This window comes from Helicobacter canis (genome assembly GCF_008693005.1).
Lineage (GTDB): Bacteria > Campylobacterota > Campylobacteria > Campylobacterales > Helicobacteraceae > Helicobacter_B > Helicobacter_B canis.
This window is the reverse complement of sequence record NZ_VXKE01000021.1, coordinates 1-22,485: the sequence shown is the minus strand read 5'-3', so window position 1 is coordinate 22,485 and position 22,485 is coordinate 1. Positions and strand designations below refer to the sequence as shown.

Sequence of the window (22,485 nt, the reverse complement as noted above, 5' to 3'; positions counted from 1 at the left end):
GCTATACTAGAATCCACTCTCTGTAATTCACCACAAAGGACACACGATGAAAATCACCTACACACTCACAGATGAATCCCCAGCCCTAGCGACCTACTCATTTCTGCCTATCGCAAAAGCTTTTTTAAACCACGCCGACATCAAAGTAGAGACTGCTGATATTTCGCTAAGTGCTAGAATCTTAGCGCAGTTCCCGGAGGGTTTAAAAGCAGACCAACGCGTAGAAGACGCCCTAAGTCAGCTTGGTGAGCTTGTCAAAACGCCAAATGCCAACCTTATCAAAACCCCAAATATCTCCGCTTCAATCCCCCAGCTTAAAAACGCCATTAAAGAGCTGCAAGCAAAGGGCTATAATGTGCCAGATTTCCCTGATGAGCCAAGCAACGAGCAAGAAAAGGCAGTGAAAGAAAAATATCAAAAAGTGCTAGGCTCAGCGGTGAATCCTGTTTTACGACAGGGCAATTCTGACCGCCGTAGCACCAATGCGGTCAAATCCTACGCACAGAAAAATCCCTACCGAGTAACGCCCTTTGATAAAAGCTCAAAAAGCTGTGTGAGCTATATGAAAGAGGGCGATTTCTTTGATAATGAAAAGGCGGTTTTGATAGAATCTCCCACAACGGCAAAGATTGTTTTCAAAGATTCTAGCGGACAAAAAGTGCTAAAAGATGGGCTAAAGCTGGGGGCAAATGAGATACTAGATGCCACCTTTATGGACGCACAAAAGCTAAGTGAGTTTTACACAGAAGAGATTGAATCCTGCAAAAAGCAAGATATACTCTTTTCACTGCATTTAAAGGCTACGATGATGAAAGTAAGCGATCCAATTCTCTTTGGCTATGCGGTGAAGGCGTATTTTAAGGAGCTTTTTAGCGAATTTAAAGACGAGCTAGAATCTTTAGGTGTGAATGCCAATAATGGCATAAGTGAGCTACTTACAAAGATAGAATCCAGCCCCAAAAAAGCGGCGATTCTTGCGAAATACAATGAGATTTTAGAAAAATCCGCCAAAATCTCTATGGTAAATTCCGACAAAGGCATTACCAATCTGCATATCCCAAGCGATGTGATTGTAGATGCTTCAATGCCTGCTATGCTAAAAAATGGCGCGAGATTATGGGATAAAGACGGCAAGGAATGCGATGCAAACGCGGTGATCCCTGATAAAACTTATGCGACTATTTATGAAGCCGTGATTGAAGATTTAAAGGCTAATGGAGAGCTTAATCCTGCGACTTTAGGCAGTGTCAGCAATGTAGGCTTAATGGCGAAAAAAGCACAAGAATATGGCTCACACGATAAAACCTTTGTCGCCCCAAGTGATGGGGAGTTTATCATTGTGGATTCTAGCGATAGAGAGCTGCTTACTCATCGCGTGAAAAAGGGCGATATTTATAGAGCAAATCAAGCGAAATTTGATGCGGTGCAAAATTGGATTGATTTAGGGATTGAAAGGGCGGATTTAACAGGGGATAAGGCGATTTTCTGGCTAGATTCTAAAAGGGCTAGTAATAAAATTATGATTGATTTAGTTAAGAAAAGACTACAAGAAAAGGGCAAAGACATAGCCATTTTAGCCCCAAAGGAAGCGTGTTTAGAATCCTTACGCCTTATCCGCGCTGGGAAAAATGCTATCTCTATTACAGGCAATGTTTTGCGTGATTATTTGACGGATCTTTTCCCCATTTTAGAGCTTGGCACAAGTGCGAAAATGCTCTCCGTCGTGCCTATGCTAAATGGCGGGGCGATGTTTGAAACCGGGGCTGGAGGCAGTGCGCCAAAGCAGGTAGAACAGCTTGTGGAAGAAAATCACTTGCGTTGGGATAGCTTGGGCGAGTTTTTAGCTCTGCAAGCAAGCCTAGAATTCTACGCGCAAAAGCAAAATAGCCCTAAGGCAAAGGTGCTAGCAGACGCACTAGATTCTGCGACTTCACAATGGCTTGATAACAACAAAGCTCCCTCACGCAAAGTGGGCGAAGATGACAACCGCACAAGCCATTTTTACTTGGCGATGTATTTTGCTAGGGCGTTGAGTGAGCAAAAAGTGGATTCTACTATCGCAGCATTCTTTACGCCTATTGCTAATGAGCTAGAATCTAAGCAAGATTCTATTAGAGCAGAGTTTAACTCCGCACAAGGCGTGAAAGTAGATCTAGGCGGATATTATAAATTTGATGACAATAAGGCAGAAACCATTATGCGACCAAGTAAAAGCTTTAATGCGGTGATTGAAAGGATTGCTAAGAAATAAGCTCTTTGACAATTAAGCCCTATGTAAGGTTTTATTTCTCTAGGGACTTTGCTTGGGAAATACGACACAATTGCGAGATGGGGCTAAGAGTGTTTGTGGCTCAAAGCTCTGCATTGCTTGTGTCCCATTTACACTTTCATTAACTTTTCTATTAAATTATTTCACATTTTGTCGATATACTTTCCACGAGCAAAGCTCAAACCCAACAACAAAGGATACAAGATGAAAAGCAAACTTTTAGTAAGTGCTATTCTTGCTTCAGCAGTTGCTACAAGCGCGAGCGCAGTGAATGTAGAGCTATTTGGGCATTTAGGTATGGTATATAATCAAGAATTTGGCGATTATACACACCTTAATAAAGATGGCGTTAATTATGGTGGCTTTACAGGACATTTAGGGATTGACATCGGCTCTAGCGGCGTTGGCTTTGGTGTCGGCGGCTGGGGTGGCTCACAAATTTGGGCGACAAATGACTATGCCAAGCATAATGTCTATGGAGATAAATACATTGATCTCTCCGATTTGTATTTCCGCTACAACGGCACATTTGACTTCTATGTAGGGCGATTTAGCAACAGCTTTATGAAGTCAGACTGGCTCAATAGCTATGCGCAAGGTGTAGGCTTTAGCTACAATCTAGGTAAGTCAAACATTTGGGTTAGCTGGATCAATGATCATACAACTTATGGTGTATTGCCTGGGCGTATTGCAAGCGAGCTTACTGCATATCATCGCTTCCCATCGAGCTTCAATAACTTTGACATCGGTAAGCGCGATATTATAGCTGGTGGTGCGAACCTTGACTTTGGTATTTTCCAAGTTGATCCATTTGTGCATTACTTCCTAGATTCTTACGCGCAAAGCAATGTGCTTCAAGCAGGGACTAGAGCAGCACTTGTGCTAGGTGGTAGCGGGATAAAATCTATCACTTCTGGTAAGTTTATGTGGCAAAATGGCTGGAATGGCAACACATTCTTCGTGCAGCTTGAAGAAGAGCTTCGATTCCAAGATATATTCAAGCTTGGTGGTGGTTGGTATATGGTCGGCGATAATGCTGGTATCAAAACAATCAGCGACAACACTCGCTTCTATGGTCGCTATGTGATGCCATCTCACGCTGGGTATTTTGGTGCGGGCTCAAGCACTTGGTATGCCTTTGGTGGTGTAGAACACGAGCGAGTTAAGCTTGATGTGCTCTATGCTGGTGGCGATTATAGTGAGTTCTCAGCAGTGGCTTCAGTGCGTGTGCTTGATATGAAGCTAGGCTTTATGCGAGAAGGCTTGGGAATTGATGTAGGTGGCGGCTATGTAGGCAATGGATTTGGCAACAATATCCAATTCCACAATGCTCTAGCATTTGCAAAGCTTGTATTCTAAGCCTTGCAAGATAGCGGGACTCCCCGCTATCACTTTCTCTTTTCTTCTTTAGTAAATCACTTCCTTTGGTAAAACACTTTTTGGATTCTAGGCATTTGGACTCCAGCTTCACACCATAAGATCGCGCAAAGCAAAGTGCTAGATCTAGCGATTGGTAATTGTCTCTGGGTAGAGATCGTGGTTGGCTAGGCGCATTTGTGCCATTTGCTGATACTGCCCCTTGCCATAGTTGCAATATGGATCGATACTTAGCCCACCCCTTGGGAGAAACTTGCCCCACACTTCTATATAATGCGGCTCTAAAAGCTTGTTAAGATCTTTAAGGATAAGGTTAATGCAGTCTTCGTGGAATGCCCCGTGATTACGAAAGCTAAAGAGATAGAGCTTAAGTGATTTAGATTCTACAATGAGCGCATCTGGGATATAGCTGATATAGATTGTGGCAAAGTCTGGCTGCCCTGTGATAGGACATAAAGAGGTGAATTCTGGGCAGTTAAACTTGACAAAATACGCTGTATCTGGGTGGGGGTTTGGGACTGCTTCTAGCAAGCTTGGCGCGTAGTTATGCTCATAAGTCGTATGTGAGCCTAGGGCTTTTACATCATAGTTTGTGTGATTAGACATTGCAAAACTCCTTAGAAAAGATATAGGCAATCTTAAGCAAACAATATGCCCTATGTAGCAAGAGTGTGCAGCATAGAATCTACTTTAGATTCTAGTGCAGCAAGCGTGCCATTGTTGTCTATAACAATATCGCTTTGGGCGATCTTTTGCTCTAAGGGCATTTGTGCGCGCACTCTAGCTTGCGCTTGGCTTAGGCTAAGCGCGTTTCTTTGCATTAAGCGCGCGAGCTGGAGCTCTTCTTTAGCACTCACACACACCACTATATCCACACCATAGCGCGCCCTCCCACCACTCTCAAAAAACAGCGGAATATCAAGGAAATACCACCTTTTGCGTACTTCTAGCTCACAGGCTTTAGCGATGATTTGAGCGTGTATGCGTGGGTGGGTGATAGACTCTAGCAAGGCGCGCTTTGCAGGGTCGCTAAAGACAATCTCCCCAAGAGCTTTGCGATTGATTATGCCTAAGTCATTAGGATCAATGCTAGCAATGCCCTCTCCAAAAGTGTCAATAAGCTCTCTAGCACACTCTTCAAGCACACAATGCGCAATACTATCAGCACAGATGATCTCAAACCCCCGCGCGCGCAAAATCTCGCCAACGCTACTCTTCCCGCACGCTATCCCGCCCGTTAGCACGACTCCATAGTGCAAGGATATGGGCTTAAGGGAGCTAGATTCTATAGAGCTAGAATCTAGCTTGCCTAGTTTTTGACCCACGGCTGCAAGGTGCTTGCTAGAAGTGTAGGCATAGCAAAGGCGGCATTATGAATATCAGCATTGTAGAAGCTAAGATCATCAAGCATATCAGCTCTCTGTAGCCACAAATCAGCAAGTGGATGCGTAGCCTTAGAAGCAAAGACAAACACCTCATCACCAAACAATGGCATAAAAAACGGCATCACAATAGAAAATAGCCCACTCACATCGCGCAAAGCCTGCTTACACTCATCTGCTTGGAAGTAAGGGTGCGGAAGCTTAGCAATTAGCACACCATCTGTATGCAGCATACGACTTAGCCCATCAAGCTCGTGCGCATTAGGGGTGGCTTGATGTATGATTAAGTGGTATTTGCCTAGTGGTAGGTCAATAGCTCTAGCATAAAGCTCAAAGTCCCTATGCTCGCGCACTTCTTGGAAATGTGGCAAGAAGCTTATGAGAGAATCTAGCACCTTTTGATCACTTTGAATGTAGCGAACCCCCATATTATGCTTCAATAGCTCAAAGGCAAGCTCAAGATTAAACCCCCCAAGTATAAGGGCTTGATCTTGTGGGGATTCTGGTGCTTTGAGCTTTAAGCAGCACGCCCCAATGTGTGCGACAAACTCACTCACACAGCCCAAGTGGCTCTCAAGCAGTAGCTCGCGCTCATCAATAAGCGCGATTTGCCCAAATCGCTTGCTTTTAAAAATCTCTAAAATATGCTCACTGCGCACATCTAAAGTCTTTTCTTCAATGGCATATTCTTTATGAAAATCCGCGCTAAGCTGGTGATTTAGCCACATAATAATCCTTTAATGTTGATGATAAGCTGCGATTATAGCGTATTTACCTAGAATCTACTCTACCACGCCCTACCCCACGCATACGCGATAATTGTATCAAACAGCTTATCCCCCAATAAGCGTTTAGCATAGAGCATAGGTCTTGCCATAAAGCCTACAAGATAGCGCGTTTTAGGAGATTTAGCAGTAATGGCTTTATAAATAGTGTGTGCGATTAGATTAGGGCTAGATAGTGAAGAGCCTTGATAAGTTTGCTCCAATGCCCTAGCATAATGCCCGCACCGCTCCCTATACGCGCCACTCTCGCTAATCTCGCGCAAATGCCTTGCAGCAATAATGCCCCAATCAGTCTTAATCCCGCCGGGCTCAATGATGATGACTTCAATACCAAAGGGCTTTAGCTCTAGACGCAGGCTATCGCATAGCCCTTCAAGAGCGAATTTGCTCGCGTGATACCACCCGCCAAAAGGTGTCCATACCTTGCCAGCTATGGAGCTTACAGCGATGATTTTGCCCGCGCGCTTTTCTCGCATTTTTGGGGCGATAAGCTGCACCAAGTGCGCAAAGGCAAAGAGATTGACCTCTAGCTGCGCTCTAGCGGATTCTAGTGGGGTATCTTCTATCGCGCCGTAGAATCCATACCCAGCATTGTTGATAAAAATATCAATGCCACCTTCTTTTTGCACAATAGATTCTACACACGAAGCGATAGAATCAGCTTGCAATAAATCAACAAACACCACGCAAATCCCCATATCCTGCAAATCCTGCATAAGATTTACGCGTCTAGCTGCGGCATAGACTTTATAGCCTGCATTATGAAGCATTTTAGCTGTGTCTTTGCCAATGCCACTGCTTGCACCTGTGAGAAGCACGACTTGCTTTGCCATCATTATCCTTTGCAAAAGTGGATTCTAGCCCGAAAGCTCGCTTTGTGGCAGCGCAAACACTGCCTTTAGCAACTGCAAGGCTTCTTCAAAGCTCACGCTCTGCTCTTCGGCTTGCTTCAAAAACTCCTCCATAACAGGCTTTATCGCTAGCGCGTAGTCAAGCTCCACATCGCTGCCGTGCTGGTAGGAGCCAATACGCACTAAAATTTCATTATCTTTCAAAAGCGCGTAGTAGCGGCGGAATTTCTGTATCAGCTCTCTATGCTCTTTGGTGATGATGTCATTACTCACGCGCGAAGCAGAAGCTAGGATATTGATAGGCGGATAAATCCCAAAATCTGTCAAAGCCCGCTCCAAAACAATATGCCCATCTAAGATTGAGCGCGCTTGATCAGCAATTGGGTCGCTTAAATCATCGCCTTCTACAAGCACGGTGAAAAATGCCGTGATAGAGCCTTTACCCTCTTCCTTGCCTGCTCGCTCCATAAGCTGGGGCATAAGTGTCAGCACAGAAGGCGGATAGCCCTTGCTTGTAGGCGGCTCTCCTAGGGCTAGCCCGATTTCTCGCTGCGCCATAGCAAAGCGCGTAACAGAATCCATAATAAACAGCACATCATTCCCTAAAGACTTAAAATACTCCGCCACTGCCATAGCACTAAACGCCCCATATTTGCGCATAAGCGGTGAGTCATCGCTTGTAGCGACAATTAGCACGGTGTTACTAAGATCGCCGCCTAGAGATTTGTGGATAAACTCCGGCACCTCTCGCCCCCGCTCACCAATGAGCGCGATGACTTTTATAGGGGCTTTGCAGCCTCGCACAATCATTCCCATAAGCGTAGATTTGCCCACGCCAGATCCGGCAAAAATCCCAAGCTTCTGCCCCTTGCCACAAGGCAGCAGCCCATTGATTGATCGCACCCCTACATCAAAGACCTCATCGATAATGCCACGCTTTAGCGCGCGAATGGGCGGCGTGATGATGGGCAAATGCGTGGCATTAAGCAGCGGGGGCTTATCATCAATGGGCGTGCCAAGTGGGTCAAACACGCGCCCAAGCATAGATTCTGCCATAGGGAAAGTCAAGCCATTTTTCTCAATCACCACAACATCATTGATCCCAAAATGCTCCACGAAAGAGAAAGGATTAAAGCCAAAGCTCTGCCCCTCACTTAGCGTAACAATCCCTAGCGATTGGCTAGAATCCTTATGCGTGATTTTGACAATATCGCCCACAGATGGGCTAATACCCTTAGCATAGATGATTGTGGGCGTGATTTTGGTGATAAGCCCATATTGTGGCGAGAGATTAGGACGCGCGGCAAGTTTGTGTTTAAGTATATGAAGCGACATTGCATACCTTAAGAAGCCAAAATGCGTAATTTTATAATGTTTTTTGATATTTTTGGCTAAAATGCCCGAATCTACTCAATAATCACTCCTAAGGAATAGTATGAATCTCCAAACAACCAGAACCAACACTGCCAATGCGACTGCAACAGGCAAAATCGCACTCCAAGATCTTGAGAAAAAGCTAGAATCTCTAGCGCAAAAAGCAAGCAAGACACTTAAAATCGCCGGCTTTAGAGCGGGCAAAGTCCCTGCGCATATTGTCAAATCTCGCTACAAAGACTCCTTGGAAAAAGACGCACAAAGAGAGCTTATACAAGATATGCTATCAAGCGCGCTTAAAGAGCTGCAGCTCACTCCGCAGCAGTTAATTGGCGACCCCATTATCACAAAGTTTGACAAAGGAAGCGAGGCAATTGATGTGGAGATTGCTATCTCCATTATCCCAGATTTTAGCCTAGATGCCCTAGAATCTAAAATCCCCACACCAAAAATCCCAACCCCAGAGAAAAAGGCTATCCAAGAGCGACTTGATATGATGGCGCAATCACAAGGCGAGCTAGTAGAGTCCAAAGATAAAGCCATCAAGAAAGACCATATCGTAAATATCGACTTTGAAGGCTTTGTTGATGGCATAGCATTTGAAGGTGGCAAGGCAGAGGGCTTTGACCTAGCCATTGGAAGCGGGCAATTTATCCCCGGCTTTGAAGATGCGCTTGTGGGCGCGAAATGCGGGGAAGAGAAGAGCATTGAAGTGAGTTTCCCAGATAATTACCACTCAAGTGCTCTAGCGGGTAAGCCAGCGACTTTCAAGGTCAAAATCAACAAAATCCAAGAGCGGACTAAATGCGTGCTTGATGATAGCTTTGCCACAAAGATTCTAGGCAGAGATGATGCAACACTTGCAGAGCTAGAATCTCGCGTAGCAGATGAGCTTGCCACAGAGCTTAAAAACCGCCATTACAACGAAGAAATGAAGCAAAAATGCCTTGAAGCTTTGGATCAGGGATTTAGCTTTGATCTGCCCAATGCCATTGTCGAGCAGGAAATGGATGTGCTATTCCGCAATGCGCTTGCAAGTATCCCAGAAGAAGAGCTTAAATCCTACCAGCAAGATGCACAAAAAGCAAAAGACAAGCGCGAGAGCTTCCGCGATGAAGCGCGAAAAAGCGTGAAAATCACTTTCCTTGTTGATGCTATCGCCAAGGCAAAAAATATCACAATCAATGACAATGAAGTAATGCAAGCAATCTACTATGAGTCGATGATACAAGGGCAGAACCCCAAAGAAGTGCTTGAATACTATCGCAGCAATAACTTAATCCCAGCGGTCAAAATGGCGATGATAGAAGATCGCGTGCTACACCATCTTCTTGATGAAAAAGCCGGCTTACTAGAATCTAAAGACCCTAAAGCCAGCCAAAGCCCAAAGCCAGCCAAAAAGCCCACTAAAGCAAAGGCAACAACGCCCAAAGAAAGTCCAAAGGCATAACTATGAACTATATCCCCTATGTGATTGAAAAAACAGGGCGTAGCGAGCGCAGCTATGACATCTACTCAAGACTACTCAAAGATCGCGTGATTCTACTAAGTGGAGAGATCAATGATATGGTAGCAAGCTCCATTGTCGCGCAACTTCTATTCCTTGAAGCAGAAGATCCAGAAAAAGACATCAATCTCTACATAAACTCCCCCGGAGGCGTGATCACAAGCGCGTTTAGTATCTATGACACAATGCAATATATCCGCCCAGATATTTGCACAATCTGCATAGGACAAGCCGCAAGTGCGGGGGCGTTTCTACTAAGCTGTGGGGCTAAAGACAAGCGATACTCCTTGCCAAATTCTAGGATTATGATCCATCAGCCCCTTGGTGGCGCACAAGGACAAGCCACAGACATAGAAATCCAAGCTAAAGAAATCCTGCGTCTTCGCTCCGTGCTTAATGAAATTATGGCTAGCAACACCGGGCAGCCGCTAAAGAAAATCGCCCAAGACACAGAGAGAGACTTTTTTATGAGTGCTAAAGAAGCCAAAGAGTATGGACTCATCGATAAAGTTTTGACAAAAAGCATCAAATAAGCTTAAGGGAAACAAGGAACGATGGATAAAAATCAAGAAAAAGCATCCGACATAGGCACTAACCCTTTCTTATCTGGGATCAACCCAGATGTGCGTGCAGATATTGCACCCGGATCTGGTGATAGTGGGGATTTTCTTGAAGTGGTAAGTCGCTTGTCAGAAACCACAATCCAAACGCTCCAAGCAGAATCCTTGCCGTGCTTGCCATCAAACTACCGCCTATATTTTGAGAAGTTTTTGCAAAAAGAGTCTCCAGCTGTCCGCGAAAAAGTGCGCGCAATTATGCGTATGCAATCAGATCTAGAAAATCGCGCACTTGTATTTGAAAAGTCTGTGGGCGAAAGCTTGCGTATCATCAAGCAAGTGCTTAGCTGTATGTCTGTTGTGTATCAAAATTTCTTAATCGCTGAAAATGTAGTCAAGCAGTATTCTAAAGATGTGGAGCAAGCAGACAACAAGCTCACTATGCGCAATGTGATGGACTTTTTTATCCGCGATATGACTAAGGTTACCAAAGTTACCTCCAAACAGCTTGATCAAATCCGCGATCTCTATGCAAAAACAGATAAAAATCTCAAGCAAATCAGCCAAAATTCTGTCTATGACCTTAATCTTGATGTATATAACAAAAGCTACTTTACTGATGTGCTACAAAAGGAGCAAAAGCTATGCCTAGAGTTTAACCACTCATCAGTGCTAATCTATATCACGCTCTCCCAAGATTTATCGCGCCAAGTTGGGCAGGACTCTCCTGTTTTCACAATCCTTCTAAAAACAATGGCAAAATTTCTGCAAAAGCATATACAAACAAGCAGCTTCATCGCTTATATGGGTGATGGTGTGTTTGGGATCTTGCTGAAGTATTCTGATATTGTCGAAGCCCAAGAACTTTGCGTATTTCTCTACCAATCAGCCCAAACCACAGATGTATTTGTAGGTGATATGAATCTCCAGCTTGATGTAGCTTCAAGTATCGCCAAGATTATGCCAGAGCGATCCATAGAAGAAACACAAAGTGCCTGTCTCTCAACGCTCAAAATCGCTCTTGATGAAAAGCAGCATTGCAAAATCTATCAACAGGACAACATCAATGGCGATTCTGCCGATAGTTAAGTATCCAAACAAGCGACTTAAAGTCAAATCCCAAGTAGTTAGAGAGTTTGATGCGAATCTCCACAAACTGCTTGATGATATGTATGAAACAATGATTGCCACAAATGGCATAGGACTTGCGGCGATCCAAGTAGATATGCCCATTTGCGCGCTCATAATCACACTGCCACGCGAAGAAGACGGGCAGCAGTATGAAGAAGACAAGCTTGAGCTAATCAACCCGACCTTGCTAAAAACCCAAGGGACAACAACTTACCAAGAAGGCTGTCTTTCAGTGCCCGGGTTTTATGAAGAGATTGAGCGGTTTGAGAGCATTAGCGTTGGGTATCAAGATCGCTTTGGAGTAGAGAAGGTGCTTCAAGCAGATGGCTTGCTCGCCATAGCAGTGCAGCACGAGATGGATCATCTAAATGGCGTGCTATTTGTCGATAGGCTACCAATCTTGCGGAGAAAAAAGTTTGAAAAAGAGCTAAAGAGAATCCAAAAAGAGCAAAAAGCAAAGCCCTAAGCCACACCGCTCAAACACCAAAGCCATAGCAAATCCCAAACCTAGAATCTAAAAAGCTTGCAAATAGATTCTAGGAAGTTTAAGCAAATTATCGCTAGAATGCGCACTTATTTCACTATACAAAGGACACAGAATGCTTGAAGGACAAATTAGAGAGAGTATTTCAAAGGCGAATGCAAAAGCCTTAAGGAAAGATGGCTATCTAATTGCCAACATCTATGCAAAAGGTGTGGAGAATATCCACTGCGCTTTTAAGATCAACGACTTTATCCGCACGATAAAGACAAAGACTTCGCTAGTCTTCCCTGTCAAAGTCGGCGGCAAGACACTTGATGTAGTGATCCAAGAGTATCAAAAAGACCCTGTGTATGGCACGATTTTGCATATCGATCTTATGGTCGCGCAAAAGGGCGTAGTGGCAAACTACAAAATCCCCGTGCAAGCACAAGGCACAGCCGTTGGGCTAAAAAACAAAGGCGTCCTGCTTATCGCCAAAAAGCGCGTAAGCGTTAAAGCCGCTCCAGAAAATCTCCCCGCTTCTTACACGCTTGATGTAAGCGCGCTTGATGTGGGGCACTCAATCCTTGTGCGCGATCTACCGCAAATTGATGGCGTAAAAATCACAGAAAACCAATCTGTCGCAGTCATTAGCTGTATCAAAGCCAAGTAGCCCGGACCCCCAAAGGCGGGGCTATGTCTGCACGAAAAACCAACATCAAGCACCTAATCTCTACGATAAAGAGCCTGCCTATCGCTGCTCTTAGTGCGCGATCTTTACTAGTAGAATATCTCCCACAAATACGCGAGCAAGAGCCTTTGCTCATCGCTGGGCTTGGGAATCCAGGAGATAAATACGCCCAAAACCGCCACAACATAGGCTTTATCATCATCGATCGCTTGTGTGAGTGCCTAGGGATTACGCTTGATGCTTCAAGTAAATTTTGTGCGCACATTGCCACCCTTACCCCACATATCCATATTGCAAAGCCACAAACCTTTATGAATCTCTCAGGCAGCTCAATTGCCACAATCACAAGCTTTTATAAAATCAATCAGCTTTGTATCGCGCACGATGAGCTAGACCTCCCCCTTGGTGCGATCCGCTATAAGCTTGGTGGCAGCAGTGGTGGGCACAATGGACTAAAGTCCATCGATAGCGAGCTAAATAGGCAAGATTATATACGCTTGCGCTTTGGGATTAGAGAAAATCTGCCCCAAGCAGCCCAAACCCCCAAGCATAAGCAAGTTATCGACTTTGTGCTAGGAGATTTCTCCCTACCCAATGAGCAGCTACTAGAGCTAGTTGATGAGAGCGTGAGAGGCTTGCTATTTTTCATCATAGAAAGAGACTTTGCCGCCTTGCAAAGCCACTTCACCATAAGCAAGCCAAAAGACCTAAGCCAAGCCTCCAGCAAGCAATCTACCCTAGAATCTAAAGCAGATTCTAGCGACCACACTCTAGCCTCACCCCTAGAATCTAGCCTAGATTCTAGCTCGCCTGCACTTGCTTGCAAGGGAGATTAAGTATGCGTATTAGACTTTTTCTCTTTATCGCGCATTATTATCTGCGCTATTTTGTTGTGATTTTTTTGGCGTTGGGGTTGTTTTTTGTCAGTATTGATAGTCTGCAGTATATCGATAACTTTGCAGACTCTGCGAATCTTTTAATCTTGTTTTTTGTCTATGACTTTTTATACGCGATGAATTTCACCCTGCCTATTTCCCTGCTACTTGCTATGGCGATTTGCTATCTCTTTCTCATTAAAACCAACCAATACACCGCCCTACTCGCGCTTGGCTACTCTAAGCGCGCGCTTTTGCGCCCTGTGCTTTGGCTAAGTCTTTTGATCTCCTGCATACATATTGGGCTAAATGCCACGCCATTTGCTTATGCGCAAGAAAAGGTGGAGAAGTTTTTCGCCAAAGATTCTAGTGCGCCCACGACAGATCTCTTTGTCAAATACAATGATGACTATGTCTATTTCGGCTCGATCAATCTTGTCCGCCAAGCCAGCACGATCCGTGTCTTTGGGCTAGATTCTAGCGGGCAGAATCTCACGCGCTTCACGCAAGCCAGAAATGCCGCATTTGAAGATGAACACTGGATCCTTTATAATGCTTTCACCCAAGATATGCCCAATCTTTGGGAGCTAGGCAGCAAGGGCTTAGATGTAAAAACCTTTGCCAAACTCCCTATACTTAAAGACTTCAACCCAAAAGTGCTAGACTCATTCTCCCAAGCAAAGCCATCGATTTCTATCGTTGATGCCCTGCAGTCTTTGCAGCTTTTAAAGGAGCAGAAAATCGGCAGTGAGAAAATCCGCGCTGTGCTTTACGCACTTATCATTGTCCCGCTTTTTGTGCCATTTGTCGCCATTATCATCACCTACTATACCCCAAGCCTTGCTCGTTATGGAAATCTATACTTGCTTGGGTTTTTGTTTATCGTGTTTGCGCTGCTTGTGTGGGGGAGCTTTTTCTCACTTAGTCAGTTTTCTATCACAGGCGTGATTTTGCCAGAAATCGGCGTGCTAGTGCCATTTGCCCTGCTGGTATGTGTGGCGTGTGGCTACTATGTGATCCTAAACAAAAAATAAGGAGCAAAAAAATGGGCGCAAAAATCATCTACAACCTTAAAGGCATAGGCAGAATGCTACTGCCAAGAGCTATCCCGCAAGCACTCCTAGAATCTAAGCTTAAATCAATCTTTACCCTAGATGCTCGCACACTAGATTCTATCGCTGCGCGCGTAGCCCACTACCATAAGCTAAATGCCCACTTTAGCCCAAAGCCCTTTGCCCTGCCTAGCACAAAGCCTGTGCGAGACACTATCGTGCCGCCGCACTTTGGCTATTTGCGCGACAATAAGCTTAGCAAAGACCACTCAAGCGTGTATTTCTACGACTCTTATCAATGGACGCGCTGCTTCCCAGACCACTTTGTGTGGAACTATGAGTTTAGCGATGTGAATTACTATCTCGCAAGCCCAGCGATTACCAAGACGCGCCCAATAGATTCTCGTGTGGAAGTTGCACTAGAATCTAAGGCGAGTTTGGACACTGATACTTGTGCCCCCCCCCAGACAAATCACACGAGCATTCTCCTCCAGCTCGAAAAACACCGCCACTTTAGCTTTATCCACGATCCTATCCCCTATGAGAAAAAGCGCGATTTACTCTTTTTCCGCGGGGCGTGTCCGCAGGAGCATAGAAGCAGATTTTTACGCCAGTATTTCTCCCACCCACTCTGCGATCTAGGGCATACAGGTGCACCGAGCGAACACCCCGCCTATACCAAGCCCAAAATCCCCAAAAAAGAGCATTTACACTATAAATTCCTCCTAAGCCTAGAGGGCAATGATGTCGCAAGCAATCTCAAGTGGATTCTAGGGAGCAATAGCCTTTGCATTATGCCAAAGCCGCGCTATGAAAGCTGGTTTATGGAAGAAAGGCTAGAGGCAAATGTGCATTACGCCCTGCTTAATGATGACTATGGCAATCTTGACTCCTTGCTAGAGTTTTTCACAGCCCACCCAAAAGACGCAAAGGAGATTATCCACAATGCCAACGCCTACTGCCAAGCCTTCCAAAACCCGCACATAGAAGAAGCGTGCAATCTGCTTGTGCTACGCAAATACTTCTACCTAAGCGATCAAGGGGACCTAAGCCCTAATGAGCGCGCTCTGCTAGGGCTCTAAGGCTTATGCACGAGCGTAAAGCTTATGGGCATTAGCCTAATCCTGCCAGCTTTCAAACTGCTATAGTAGTGTTACAATTTTTCTAAACTCCTATCAATCTCGCCACTTTCGCCCAAGTTTTACAAAAAAAAATGCGCTAGAATCCACTTCATCAACACACATAAAGGAGCAAAAATGGCACAAATGAAAACCGAAGAAAAAAGCGTTATGGAGTATTTATCTAAGGGTAATTTTATAATCCCTATGTATCAACGCCCTTATACTTGGGGGGAAGATGAATGTTCGCAGCTTTGGCAGGATATTGTGGAGTTTTTCAACGATAGTGATAAACAAAAAGATGATAAGTATTTTTTAGGCTCGATTGTTACCTATACAGAAAATGACAAAAAAGAGCAAAATATCATCGATGGACAGCAGAGAACAACCACGCTAATGCTGCTTATCAAAGCGTTGCATATCAAAGCCTTTAAGGATAAAAGTGATAAGACAAAAAATCTTGTAGCGATGATAGAATCCTGTCTGTGGGAGACTGATGATAAAAGTGGCGAAGCTGATTATAAAGCCATTAGATTGCAAAGTGAAGTGGCCACAGATGATGATGTCGAGGTGCTAAATACTATCTTGCAAAATGAATATGTAGCCCCCAGTGATCTCAAAGAATTAGAAGTAAAAATCAAACAAACAAAAACAGCGTATGAGAAAAACTACCTATATTTTCTCCTAGAATCTAGCAAGTTTGCAAAAGAGTATCCAACGCAGTGGGCAGATTTATGTATAACCTTGCTTAAATCCTGCATTGTGCTGCCTATTGAATGTGACAGCCAAGACAATGCCCTAAGGATATTTAATACACTCAATAATCGTGGCAAGCCACTTAGTGATGCGGATATTTTTAAGGGTATTATTTATGGAAGTAAAAAGGACAAGCAAAGCAAAAACGACTTTGCGAAAAATTGGAAACAGCTAGAGAGCGACAATAATGGCGATATGAATTTCATCTTTAGAAATTATATGCACATTGTGCGCGCAAGAGAAAACGACAAAACAAATGAAATAGGGCTTAGAGAGTTTTTTGCCAATAAACATAAAGATATTTTGACAAATGATAGTGATAAGGTAATGACTGAAATCAATCAATTAAGCGATTTTTGGGGCGGCAGCTATGATGACAAAATTTCCCAAAGATCGCTGCAGTTGTATGAAGTGCTTGATTATTTTCCTAATGACTATTGGAGATACCTTGATAGCGCGTATTTTATGTATTGCAACGATAAAAAGCTGGATTACTTTGATAAGCACGATGAGTTTTTGGCTAAGGTTATAGCGCACTTTTTAGTGAAATTTATCAATAAACCTAGCGTGGCTGAGATTAAGCCTATTGTCTTTAACGCTTATACTGCTTTGTATAATACAGGCAAGCTTGATTTCCAAACCAACACCAAAGAGATTTTGCAAGATGAAGAATCTTTTAAAGTGCAATTTTTTAAAGCAGACAAGCTTATCCCCTCTCTTTTGCGTTTAAATCTCTATTTGCAATACCCAGATCAAGAGCTTGGTATTAAAGCAGAGATAGAGCATATATTCCCCAAAACTACGCAATGGAGAAGTAGCTACACAGGCTGGGATAAAGATGAAGCAAAGCCATTTGTAGAATCTATTGGTAATAAAATATGGCTAGAAAAAAGGCTTAATATCAAAGCGAGCAACAACTACTTTGATGATAAAAAAGATAAATATGCTAAATCAAAATTTTTAGAAGCGCAAAAGCTAGCTAAATTACCCCAAAACGATTGGCTTAAGGAAGATATAGAAAAACGCAAGGAAGAGATTTACACTCGCTTGAGAGACTTTTTTGCAAGCAATGTGTAGATTCTATACCTAAGAGCTGCGCTAGAATCTAGCCTAGATTCTAGCCAAATCTAAGTGCGCTTAGGCTTGCACCACGCGCAGGAACTCCTGCTTGCAAAAGGCGCGCAAATCGCGCAAGCTAGGCAAGCTAAGCTCTGTTGTGAGTCTATCATCTGCAAGCTCTTTGTCTAAAAACTGCACGACCTCATAGCGGGCATTTAGCGCGACCTTGCCGGAGAGCGAGGTCTTTTCATTCCCAGTGATTGGCTGCTTGATGAGATTACACGCCTTGCCATCAATCTTAGCCCAAGTCATCTTGCTAACAAGCCCCACATCATCGCGTATGCCTGAGTTATACGCATAGCTTCCCACACCAAAGCATAGGAATTTTGTAGGGTCATAGCCATTGCTCTTGCACCACTCATAGATTTTCCTAGCGCGCGCAGGCGTGATCGCATCTCCATAGATGATTTTCACCCTATCAAGCCCGAAGCTCTCATCGACAAGCCGTATCACACCCCTTTGCGCACGCCAATCACTAGCGTTTTCATCGCCTGTAAGGATCGCAAAAGGATCGCCAGAATCTGGTCTTAGCACGATGGGCTGGGGGCGTTCTTGTATCATCGCATAAGCCTCTTCATCATCTCTTAATGCTTGGATAATCGCCCATAGATTCCAAGTGTCTGCCACGATTGAGACCATAGAAGCAGGGAAAGAGCGCATAATGCGCTTAAAGCTATCAAGCTCTCCACTCTCCCCACCTAAGCACATCACACTATGCTCGCTCGCAGGGATTGAGCCTAGCATACTCACATCACCGCCATAGTTTTCGCACACATTTTGCAACGCCATCATAGAATCACTTCCGCTAAAAAAGAGCAAATGCCCCATCGATGAAGCATAGCAATCAGCTATGCCATTCATACCGCGCTGGGAAAAATCGTGGAAGTTATAGCTCTCATCGATATATACGCCTGCGCAGTCATACTCTATGCGCTTAAAAAGTGCTGCTTGCGTAGCGACAAAGCAGCTCTTCCATAGCTCTGAGTTCAAATAAGTCTCTACAAAATTGACAAACCAGCAGTGCTGCGCCTGATCGCAAGAAATGGTGATAATAGGCGTATTTGAAGTAATGAAGCTCCCTTCAGGCAGGATCTTAAAGGCAAGTGGCATAGCCTTAGGCAAGGAAAGCCACTTGCCCACTAGCAAGCTATAAGACTCTGTGCTAGAATCTAGCTTCATAAAATCACTATACAAAAACGCCAGCCCTGCTTGCACGCTCTCTTTAGGCGCACTTACAAACTCATCATATAAGTCATAGAGCTTTTTTATCGCTTGGCGCATACCAAAGGCTACGATATGCCCATTTAGCGCAGATAAATCAAGCCCCGGATTACGGCAGTAAAGCACACTATACACTTCTTCTACGCCATTTGGATACATCGCAGCGTGTGTGTATTTATAACAATCAGCGATAAAAAGTAGCTTAGGGTAGCAGTGGCTTTTCATACTCTCTCCTTATGTTAGGTTTAGCACGCTAGCAGATTCTAGGAAGCAGCTCGCCATCAGGATACTCCATAAACCGCCTCCCGCCCCACTCATTCACCAGCACTACGCGTGATTGTGTCTGCTTGCTAGGCGCACAGACTTTGCCTATCACACAAGCCCTATGTCCTAAAGTATGCGCGCGCAGCATTTCGCACGCCTTTTGCGCATCTTGCTCTTTGACCGCTAGCACACATACCCCCTCATTTGCCAAATGTGTAGGCTCAAGCCCTAGGATCTCACAAATCCCCTGCACTCCCTCATCAATAGGCAGAGCCTTTTCATCAATCTCAATGCACAGCTCCCTACCCTGCACCCACTCTTGCAGCACAGCAGCAAGCCCGCCACGCGTGGCATCGCGCATTGTGTGGATCGCAAGATCACTTGCAAATAGCGGTGCTAGCATAGGGTAGAGCTGGGCGCAGTCGCTTTGCACGCTAGATTCTAGCCCAATATTTTCGCGTGAAGCAAAGATACTCGCCCCGTGCGCGCCTATGGGCGCAGAGATGATAATGCTATCGCCCACACTTAGAGCTTGCGTAGAGACATTAGGCAGTAGAATCTCACCTATGCAAGTGGTGTTGATGAAAATTTGATCGATACTGCCTTTTGGCAGGACTTTTGTATCCGCACTAATGATTGCGATATTTGTCTGCATAAGCTCTTGCTTGATACTTTGGATAATGGATTCTAGTAGCTTTATACTAAAACCCTCTTCTAGCATAAAGCCAAAGCTCATATACAGGGGTTTCGCGCCCATCATCGCCACATCATTGCTACTCCCACACACACTAAGCTTGCCAATATCACCCCCGGGGAAACAAATAGGCGTGATCACAAAGCTATCTGTGCTGCACGCAAGAAGTCCATTTGCACGCACCACGCCAGCATCTTCACCTAATGAGACAAAATGCTCGCGCAAATGTGCTAAAAACACCTTATCAATGAGCGCGCTTGTCGCTGCACCGCCGCTACCTTGTGCAAGAGTGATTCTCTCCATAGTCTGCCTTACTTTTTAGAGTAAATGCCCTAGCTTTTGCTTTTTGATAGCAAGATACTTGGCATTATGCTCATTACTCTCCACAATAATACTCTCCCGCTCCACTTCCACATACGCGCTAATTGTCTCTATCTTGCGCGGATTATTCGTAAGCAAGCGCACCTTTTTAATCCCATAATGCGCAAAAATCTTTTCTACAATGCCATAGCTTCTATCATCGCTTTTAAAGCCTAGCTTGATATTTGCCTCCACGGTATCAAGCCCCTGATCTTGCAAGGCATAGGCATTGACTTTATTAAACAGCCCTATGCCCCTGCCTTCTTGACGCAAGTAGATAAGCATACCACCGCCATTAGCGCCGCCATCTTTAGCGTCTCCATTTCTAGCATCTTGGGCGATTTTTCTCATCGCCATATCTAGCTCTGGTCCGCAATCACATTTACACGAGCCAAAGACATCGCCCGTCAAGCACTCGCTATGCACGCGCACAAGCGGATTTGCCGGGAGATATGGCGTCATCACGACTAAATGCTCCAGCACTGCGCCGCTAGATTCTAGGGTCTCTCTAAAAGATTGGATAAGAAAGTCGCCATAGCGTGTAGGAAGCTTGGCAAGATTAGAAATAATATGCATAAATAATCCTTAGTAAAAATACTTGCTTTATAGCAGGCTTTTGCTTAAAAGCGCATAGCAAAGCCCACTCTCATCGGCGTGGCATAGGAAGTGATTTGGCGCACATCACGCACGCCCATAAACTTCGCTAGCCCAAAGTCGCGCATAATCACCCCGATAGGATCCATAAGCCCTACAACAATCAGCCCTAGAATCTTAGAGCCAAAGAGACGATTGCCATTAGATTGGATATATTTGGTGCTTTGGTAAAAAATCTCGCCAAATATCGAGCCCATAGCAGGTGTATAAATGAGATCCTGCCAGCTTGGGATCTCCACAAATGCCTCAATCCCATACTCCCAAAAAATCGATGAAGTGATGAAAGAAAAAAGTGCAGATTCTGCCCAAGAGTATCCAGCCACACGCGGCTGCATATAATACACCGCGCCAAAGTATGGGTGCGCCACACCATTTAGCCAAAAGTTATCCGCATCAATGACAGGTCCTATTTGCACATCTTGTAGCCACGCCTTAAAGCCAAAGCGCGAGCGATCCCAATTTGTAACGCTCTCTGGCATAATGTAGAGCCCAATGATACTAACGACAATCCCCCCACCAAGCAAGCCTATGGTCGTATTAAGATAAGTGCTAGGGGAGTCTGGCTTGTAGTAAGTAGGCTTAGAATCTAGCTTTAGCGTCGCTTGCACTCGCCTTTCTTGCTCTAGCCCCGATTCTAGCCCGCAGGCTGAGCCCTTTGCGCACAAAGCCTGATCCTTTTGAGCGACATAGAATCTAGGAGGCGCATAGAGCACATCATCGCTATTTTTTATCCCCTTGTCGCTTATAGGGTGTGCGCATATAGGCTGCATAATAAGCGCACTACACAAAAGCAACAGCCAGATTCTCATTCATATCCTTGAAGCTATAAAATATTCATTGTATCGGTTTTTTACTCATAGTATCATAAAACAGCAGCGCGCATATTAGCACAAGTGCCGGGAGCAAAAACAGCTCTTTCCCAAAGAGCAAGAGACACAAAAAGCTCACAAGCACCCCCATAAAAGGTGCTTTATACCGCTTAGTGTTTTTACACACATCAATAAAGAGCACGATAAAAATCGCATTCATCACAAATTCCATACCCTGCATATTGATACTCACATAGCCGCCCAAAATCGCCCCACCCACACAGCCAAGAATCCAATAGCTATGGTGCAAAAACGCCACCGCACACATAAAGTATCCTTTATCGATCTTTGTGTGCTTGGCTTTTAGGTGGATTAGGGCGAAGGTCTCATCAGTTAGGGTAAAAGCTAGATACCACTTTTTCTTAGGATATGGGGCAAAGAGACTTAAGCAAGAAAGCGCGTAGAAAATCTGCCTTGCGTTAATCATCATCGCTAGCACAAATGCCTCAAGTAGCCCCACTCCATTTGCAAGCAGCCCTACGCAGGCAAACTGCGTAGCCCCAGCATAGATAAACACACTCATACCTAACGCCCACAGCGCACCAAAGCCAGCTTGAGAGAGCAGCATACCAAACACCCCGCCCATAAGCCCATAGCCTACAAAAATTGAGAGCGTATATGGCAGGGCGGTGCGCAGACTTAGAGCAAACATACCAAGCTTACTAGAATCCACTACAATATCCTTACACTAACTAAGCCTGCAATCATAGCAGATTCTAGCAAGCTTTAATCTCACCCTAGAATCCACTTTTTTAAAACCGCCATTTCTCCGTCATTGCGAGCGGCTTTAGCCGCGCGGCAATCCACAAAGCACCACAAAACACAGCAAAAGTAAAGTAAATAAGCAAGTTTAAAGCAGATTAACACGCGTTAAGTAGGAGAGTTGAGTAAGACTAGCCCACCCCCTTAACGACCAAAGGCTTTTTCTAAGGTAGGCTATGGATTATCCTAGTAGCACTTGACTACTATGAGACATAGTAGTATCATAGCGACTAAGATTTTCTGGTAAATCTTACTCATCGTAACCTCCTTTGTGAGAAGTAGGCTACGCCAAGAGAGGCTGCAACTCTCTTGGGCAACCTCTACTGAAATTCTAACATACTTCCTAAATACTCC

General features: G+C 44.6%; 21 protein-coding genes. 11 read left to right on the top strand and 10 right to left on the bottom strand.

The features are described 5' to 3' along the window. Positions 1 to 46 precede the first annotated feature (46 nt). Together F4V45_RS07090 and F4V45_RS07085 are read left to right on the top strand one after the other, a co-directional pair. Positions 47 to 2,251: an NADP-dependent isocitrate dehydrogenase gene (locus tag F4V45_RS07090; protein ID WP_150337658.1), complete on the top strand. Its 2,205-nt coding sequence runs from the start codon at positions 47 to 49 to the stop codon at positions 2,249 to 2,251. Positions 2,252 to 2,473: 222 nt separating this feature from the next. Beyond that, a complete protein-coding gene (locus tag F4V45_RS07085) occupies positions 2,474 to 3,628 on the top strand; it encodes a hypothetical protein (protein ID WP_150337657.1) in 1,155 nt (384 codons plus the stop codon). Between the two features lie 144 nt (positions 3,629 to 3,772). Here the strand turns inward: F4V45_RS07085 and queF are convergent, their stop codons facing one another. Genes queF through fliI form a run of 5 tightly spaced genes read right to left on the bottom strand, consistent with a single transcriptional unit; the run spans position 3,773 to position 7,999 of the window. Further along, positions 3,773 to 4,252, bottom strand: coding sequence for a preQ(1) synthase (gene queF / locus F4V45_RS07080; protein WP_150337656.1), 480 nt, complete (start codon positions 4,250 to 4,252; stop codon positions 3,773 to 3,775). A 50-nt stretch (positions 4,253 to 4,302) separates the two neighbouring features. Further along, positions 4,303 to 4,971, bottom strand: coding sequence for a dephospho-CoA kinase (gene coaE / locus F4V45_RS07075; protein WP_150337655.1), 669 nt, complete (start codon positions 4,969 to 4,971; stop codon positions 4,303 to 4,305). Continuing rightward, entirely contained in the window at positions 4,956 to 5,756 is an 801-nt protein-coding gene (locus F4V45_RS07070) for a spermine/spermidine synthase domain-containing protein (RefSeq protein ID WP_150337654.1), read from the bottom strand. The genes coaE and F4V45_RS07070 overlap by 16 nt, the downstream gene beginning before the upstream one ends. Before the next feature lie 59 nt (positions 5,757 to 5,815). Then, positions 5,816 to 6,649 (bottom strand): oxidoreductase, encoded by an 834-nt coding sequence (locus tag F4V45_RS07065; protein ID WP_210670607.1) that lies wholly within the window; start codon positions 6,647 to 6,649, stop codon positions 5,816 to 5,818. 21 nt (positions 6,650 to 6,670) lie between these two features. Further along, a complete protein-coding gene (gene fliI, locus F4V45_RS07060) occupies positions 6,671 to 7,999 on the bottom strand; it encodes a flagellar protein export ATPase FliI (RefSeq protein WP_150337653.1) in 1,329 nt (442 codons plus the stop codon). Positions 8,000 to 8,099: 100 nt separating this feature from the next. Here fliI and tig point away from each other — a divergent pair, with 100 nt between their 5' ends. From tig to F4V45_RS07015, 9 genes are all read left to right on the top strand, one after another. Continuing rightward, on the top strand, positions 8,100 to 9,488 hold the full coding sequence (gene tig, locus F4V45_RS07055) for a trigger factor (RefSeq protein ID WP_150337652.1): 1,389 nt from the start codon (positions 8,100 to 8,102) through the stop codon (positions 9,486 to 9,488). Positions 9,489 to 9,490: 2 nt separating this feature from the next. Continuing rightward, positions 9,491 to 10,078 (top strand): ATP-dependent Clp endopeptidase proteolytic subunit ClpP, encoded by a 588-nt coding sequence (clpP, locus tag F4V45_RS07050; protein WP_150337651.1) that lies wholly within the window; start codon positions 9,491 to 9,493, stop codon positions 10,076 to 10,078. Positions 10,079 to 10,099: 21 nt separating this feature from the next. Further along, complete coding sequence (locus F4V45_RS07045) at positions 10,100 to 11,191, top strand: nucleotidyl cyclase domain-containing protein (RefSeq protein ID WP_150337650.1); 1,092 nt, start codon at positions 10,100 to 10,102, stop codon at positions 11,189 to 11,191. Further along, positions 11,169 to 11,699 (top strand): peptide deformylase, encoded by a 531-nt coding sequence (gene def / locus F4V45_RS07040; protein ID WP_150337649.1) that lies wholly within the window; start codon positions 11,169 to 11,171, stop codon positions 11,697 to 11,699. The genes F4V45_RS07045 and def overlap by 23 nt, the downstream gene beginning before the upstream one ends. Positions 11,700 to 11,832: 133 nt before the next feature. Next, positions 11,833 to 12,369, top strand: a complete 537-nt coding sequence (locus F4V45_RS07035) for a 50S ribosomal protein L25/general stress protein Ctc (RefSeq protein WP_023930336.1) — start codon at positions 11,833 to 11,835, stop codon at positions 12,367 to 12,369. A 23-nt stretch (positions 12,370 to 12,392) separates the two neighbouring features. Further along, a complete protein-coding gene (gene pth / locus F4V45_RS07030) occupies positions 12,393 to 13,223 on the top strand; it encodes an aminoacyl-tRNA hydrolase (protein WP_150337648.1) in 831 nt (276 codons plus the stop codon). A gap of 8 nt (positions 13,224 to 13,231) precedes the next feature. After that, positions 13,232 to 14,296 carry an LptF/LptG family permease gene (locus tag F4V45_RS07025; protein ID WP_150337902.1) on the top strand — a complete coding sequence of 355 codons (1,065 nt, stop codon included), beginning with the start codon at positions 13,232 to 13,234 and terminating at the stop codon, positions 14,294 to 14,296. An 11-nt stretch (positions 14,297 to 14,307) separates the two neighbouring features. Then, entirely contained in the window at positions 14,308 to 15,396 is a 1,089-nt protein-coding gene (locus F4V45_RS07020; RefSeq protein ID WP_150337647.1) for a glycosyl transferase family 90, read from the top strand. Positions 15,397 to 15,570: 174 nt separating this feature from the next. Beyond that, positions 15,571 to 17,265, top strand: coding sequence for a DUF262 domain-containing protein (locus tag F4V45_RS07015; protein WP_150337646.1), 1,695 nt, complete (start codon positions 15,571 to 15,573; stop codon positions 17,263 to 17,265). Between the two features lie 60 nt (positions 17,266 to 17,325). Here the strand turns inward: F4V45_RS07015 and F4V45_RS07010 are convergent, their stop codons facing one another. From F4V45_RS07010 to F4V45_RS06990, 5 genes are read right to left on the bottom strand one after another with little or no spacing between them, the layout of a single operon-like run. Then, positions 17,326 to 18,753, bottom strand: coding sequence for a nicotinamide phosphoribosyltransferase domain-containing protein (locus tag F4V45_RS07010; protein WP_150337645.1), 1,428 nt, complete (start codon positions 18,751 to 18,753; stop codon positions 17,326 to 17,328). Positions 18,754 to 18,781: 28 nt separating this feature from the next. Next, the gene (gene hypE, locus F4V45_RS07005; RefSeq protein WP_150337644.1) at positions 18,782 to 19,789 is read right to left on the bottom strand and encodes a hydrogenase expression/formation protein HypE; all 1,008 of its coding nucleotides are present in this window, start codon (positions 19,787 to 19,789) and stop codon (positions 18,782 to 18,784) included. 15 nt (positions 19,790 to 19,804) lie between these two features. Further along, positions 19,805 to 20,422: a GTP cyclohydrolase II gene (gene ribA, locus F4V45_RS07000; RefSeq protein WP_150337643.1), complete on the bottom strand. Its 618-nt coding sequence runs from the start codon at positions 20,420 to 20,422 to the stop codon at positions 19,805 to 19,807. 44 nt (positions 20,423 to 20,466) lie between these two features. Continuing rightward, a complete protein-coding gene (locus tag F4V45_RS06995; protein WP_246145258.1) occupies positions 20,467 to 21,309 on the bottom strand; it encodes a DUF3943 domain-containing protein in 843 nt (280 codons plus the stop codon). Positions 21,310 to 21,334: 25 nt separating this feature from the next. Beyond that, the gene (locus tag F4V45_RS06990) at positions 21,335 to 22,042 is read right to left on the bottom strand and encodes an AzlC family ABC transporter permease (protein WP_246145256.1); all 708 of its coding nucleotides are present in this window, start codon (positions 22,040 to 22,042) and stop codon (positions 21,335 to 21,337) included. Positions 22,043 to 22,485: the final 443 nt, after the last annotated feature.

Coding starts and splice junctions, on each gene's coding strand:
- tig (WP_150337652.1), top strand. CDS start 8,100: ATGAATCTCCAAACAACCAGAACCAACACTGCCAATGCGACTGCAACA.
- ribA (WP_150337643.1), bottom strand. CDS start 20,422: ATGCATATTATTTCTAATCTTGCCAAGCTTCCTACACGCTATGGCGAC.
- hypE (WP_150337644.1), bottom strand. CDS start 19,789: ATGGAGAGAATCACTCTTGCACAAGGTAGCGGCGGTGCAGCGACAAGC.
- F4V45_RS07045 (WP_150337650.1), top strand. CDS start 10,100: ATGGATAAAAATCAAGAAAAAGCATCCGACATAGGCACTAACCCTTTC.
- queF (WP_150337656.1), bottom strand. CDS start 4,252: ATGTCTAATCACACAAACTATGATGTAAAAGCCCTAGGCTCACATACG.
- F4V45_RS07020 (WP_150337647.1), top strand. CDS start 14,308: ATGGGCGCAAAAATCATCTACAACCTTAAAGGCATAGGCAGAATGCTA.
- F4V45_RS07015 (WP_150337646.1), top strand. CDS start 15,571: ATGGCACAAATGAAAACCGAAGAAAAAAGCGTTATGGAGTATTTATCT.
- clpP (WP_150337651.1), top strand. CDS start 9,491: ATGAACTATATCCCCTATGTGATTGAAAAAACAGGGCGTAGCGAGCGC.
- fliI (WP_150337653.1), bottom strand. CDS start 7,999: ATGTCGCTTCATATACTTAAACACAAACTTGCCGCGCGTCCTAATCTC.
- def (WP_150337649.1), top strand. CDS start 11,169: ATGGCGATTCTGCCGATAGTTAAGTATCCAAACAAGCGACTTAAAGTC.
- pth (WP_150337648.1), top strand. CDS start 12,393: ATGTCTGCACGAAAAACCAACATCAAGCACCTAATCTCTACGATAAAG.
- F4V45_RS07035 (WP_023930336.1), top strand. CDS start 11,833: ATGCTTGAAGGACAAATTAGAGAGAGTATTTCAAAGGCGAATGCAAAA.
- F4V45_RS07070 (WP_150337654.1), bottom strand. CDS start 5,756: ATGTGGCTAAATCACCAGCTTAGCGCGGATTTTCATAAAGAATATGCC.
- F4V45_RS06995 (WP_246145258.1), bottom strand. CDS start 21,309: ATGAGAATCTGGCTGTTGCTTTTGTGTAGTGCGCTTATTATGCAGCCT.
- F4V45_RS07090 (WP_150337658.1), top strand. CDS start 47: ATGAAAATCACCTACACACTCACAGATGAATCCCCAGCCCTAGCGACC.
- F4V45_RS07065 (WP_210670607.1), bottom strand. CDS start 6,649: ATGATGGCAAAGCAAGTCGTGCTTCTCACAGGTGCAAGCAGTGGCATT.
- F4V45_RS07010 (WP_150337645.1), bottom strand. CDS start 18,753: ATGAAAAGCCACTGCTACCCTAAGCTACTTTTTATCGCTGATTGTTAT.
- F4V45_RS07085 (WP_150337657.1), top strand. CDS start 2,474: ATGAAAAGCAAACTTTTAGTAAGTGCTATTCTTGCTTCAGCAGTTGCT.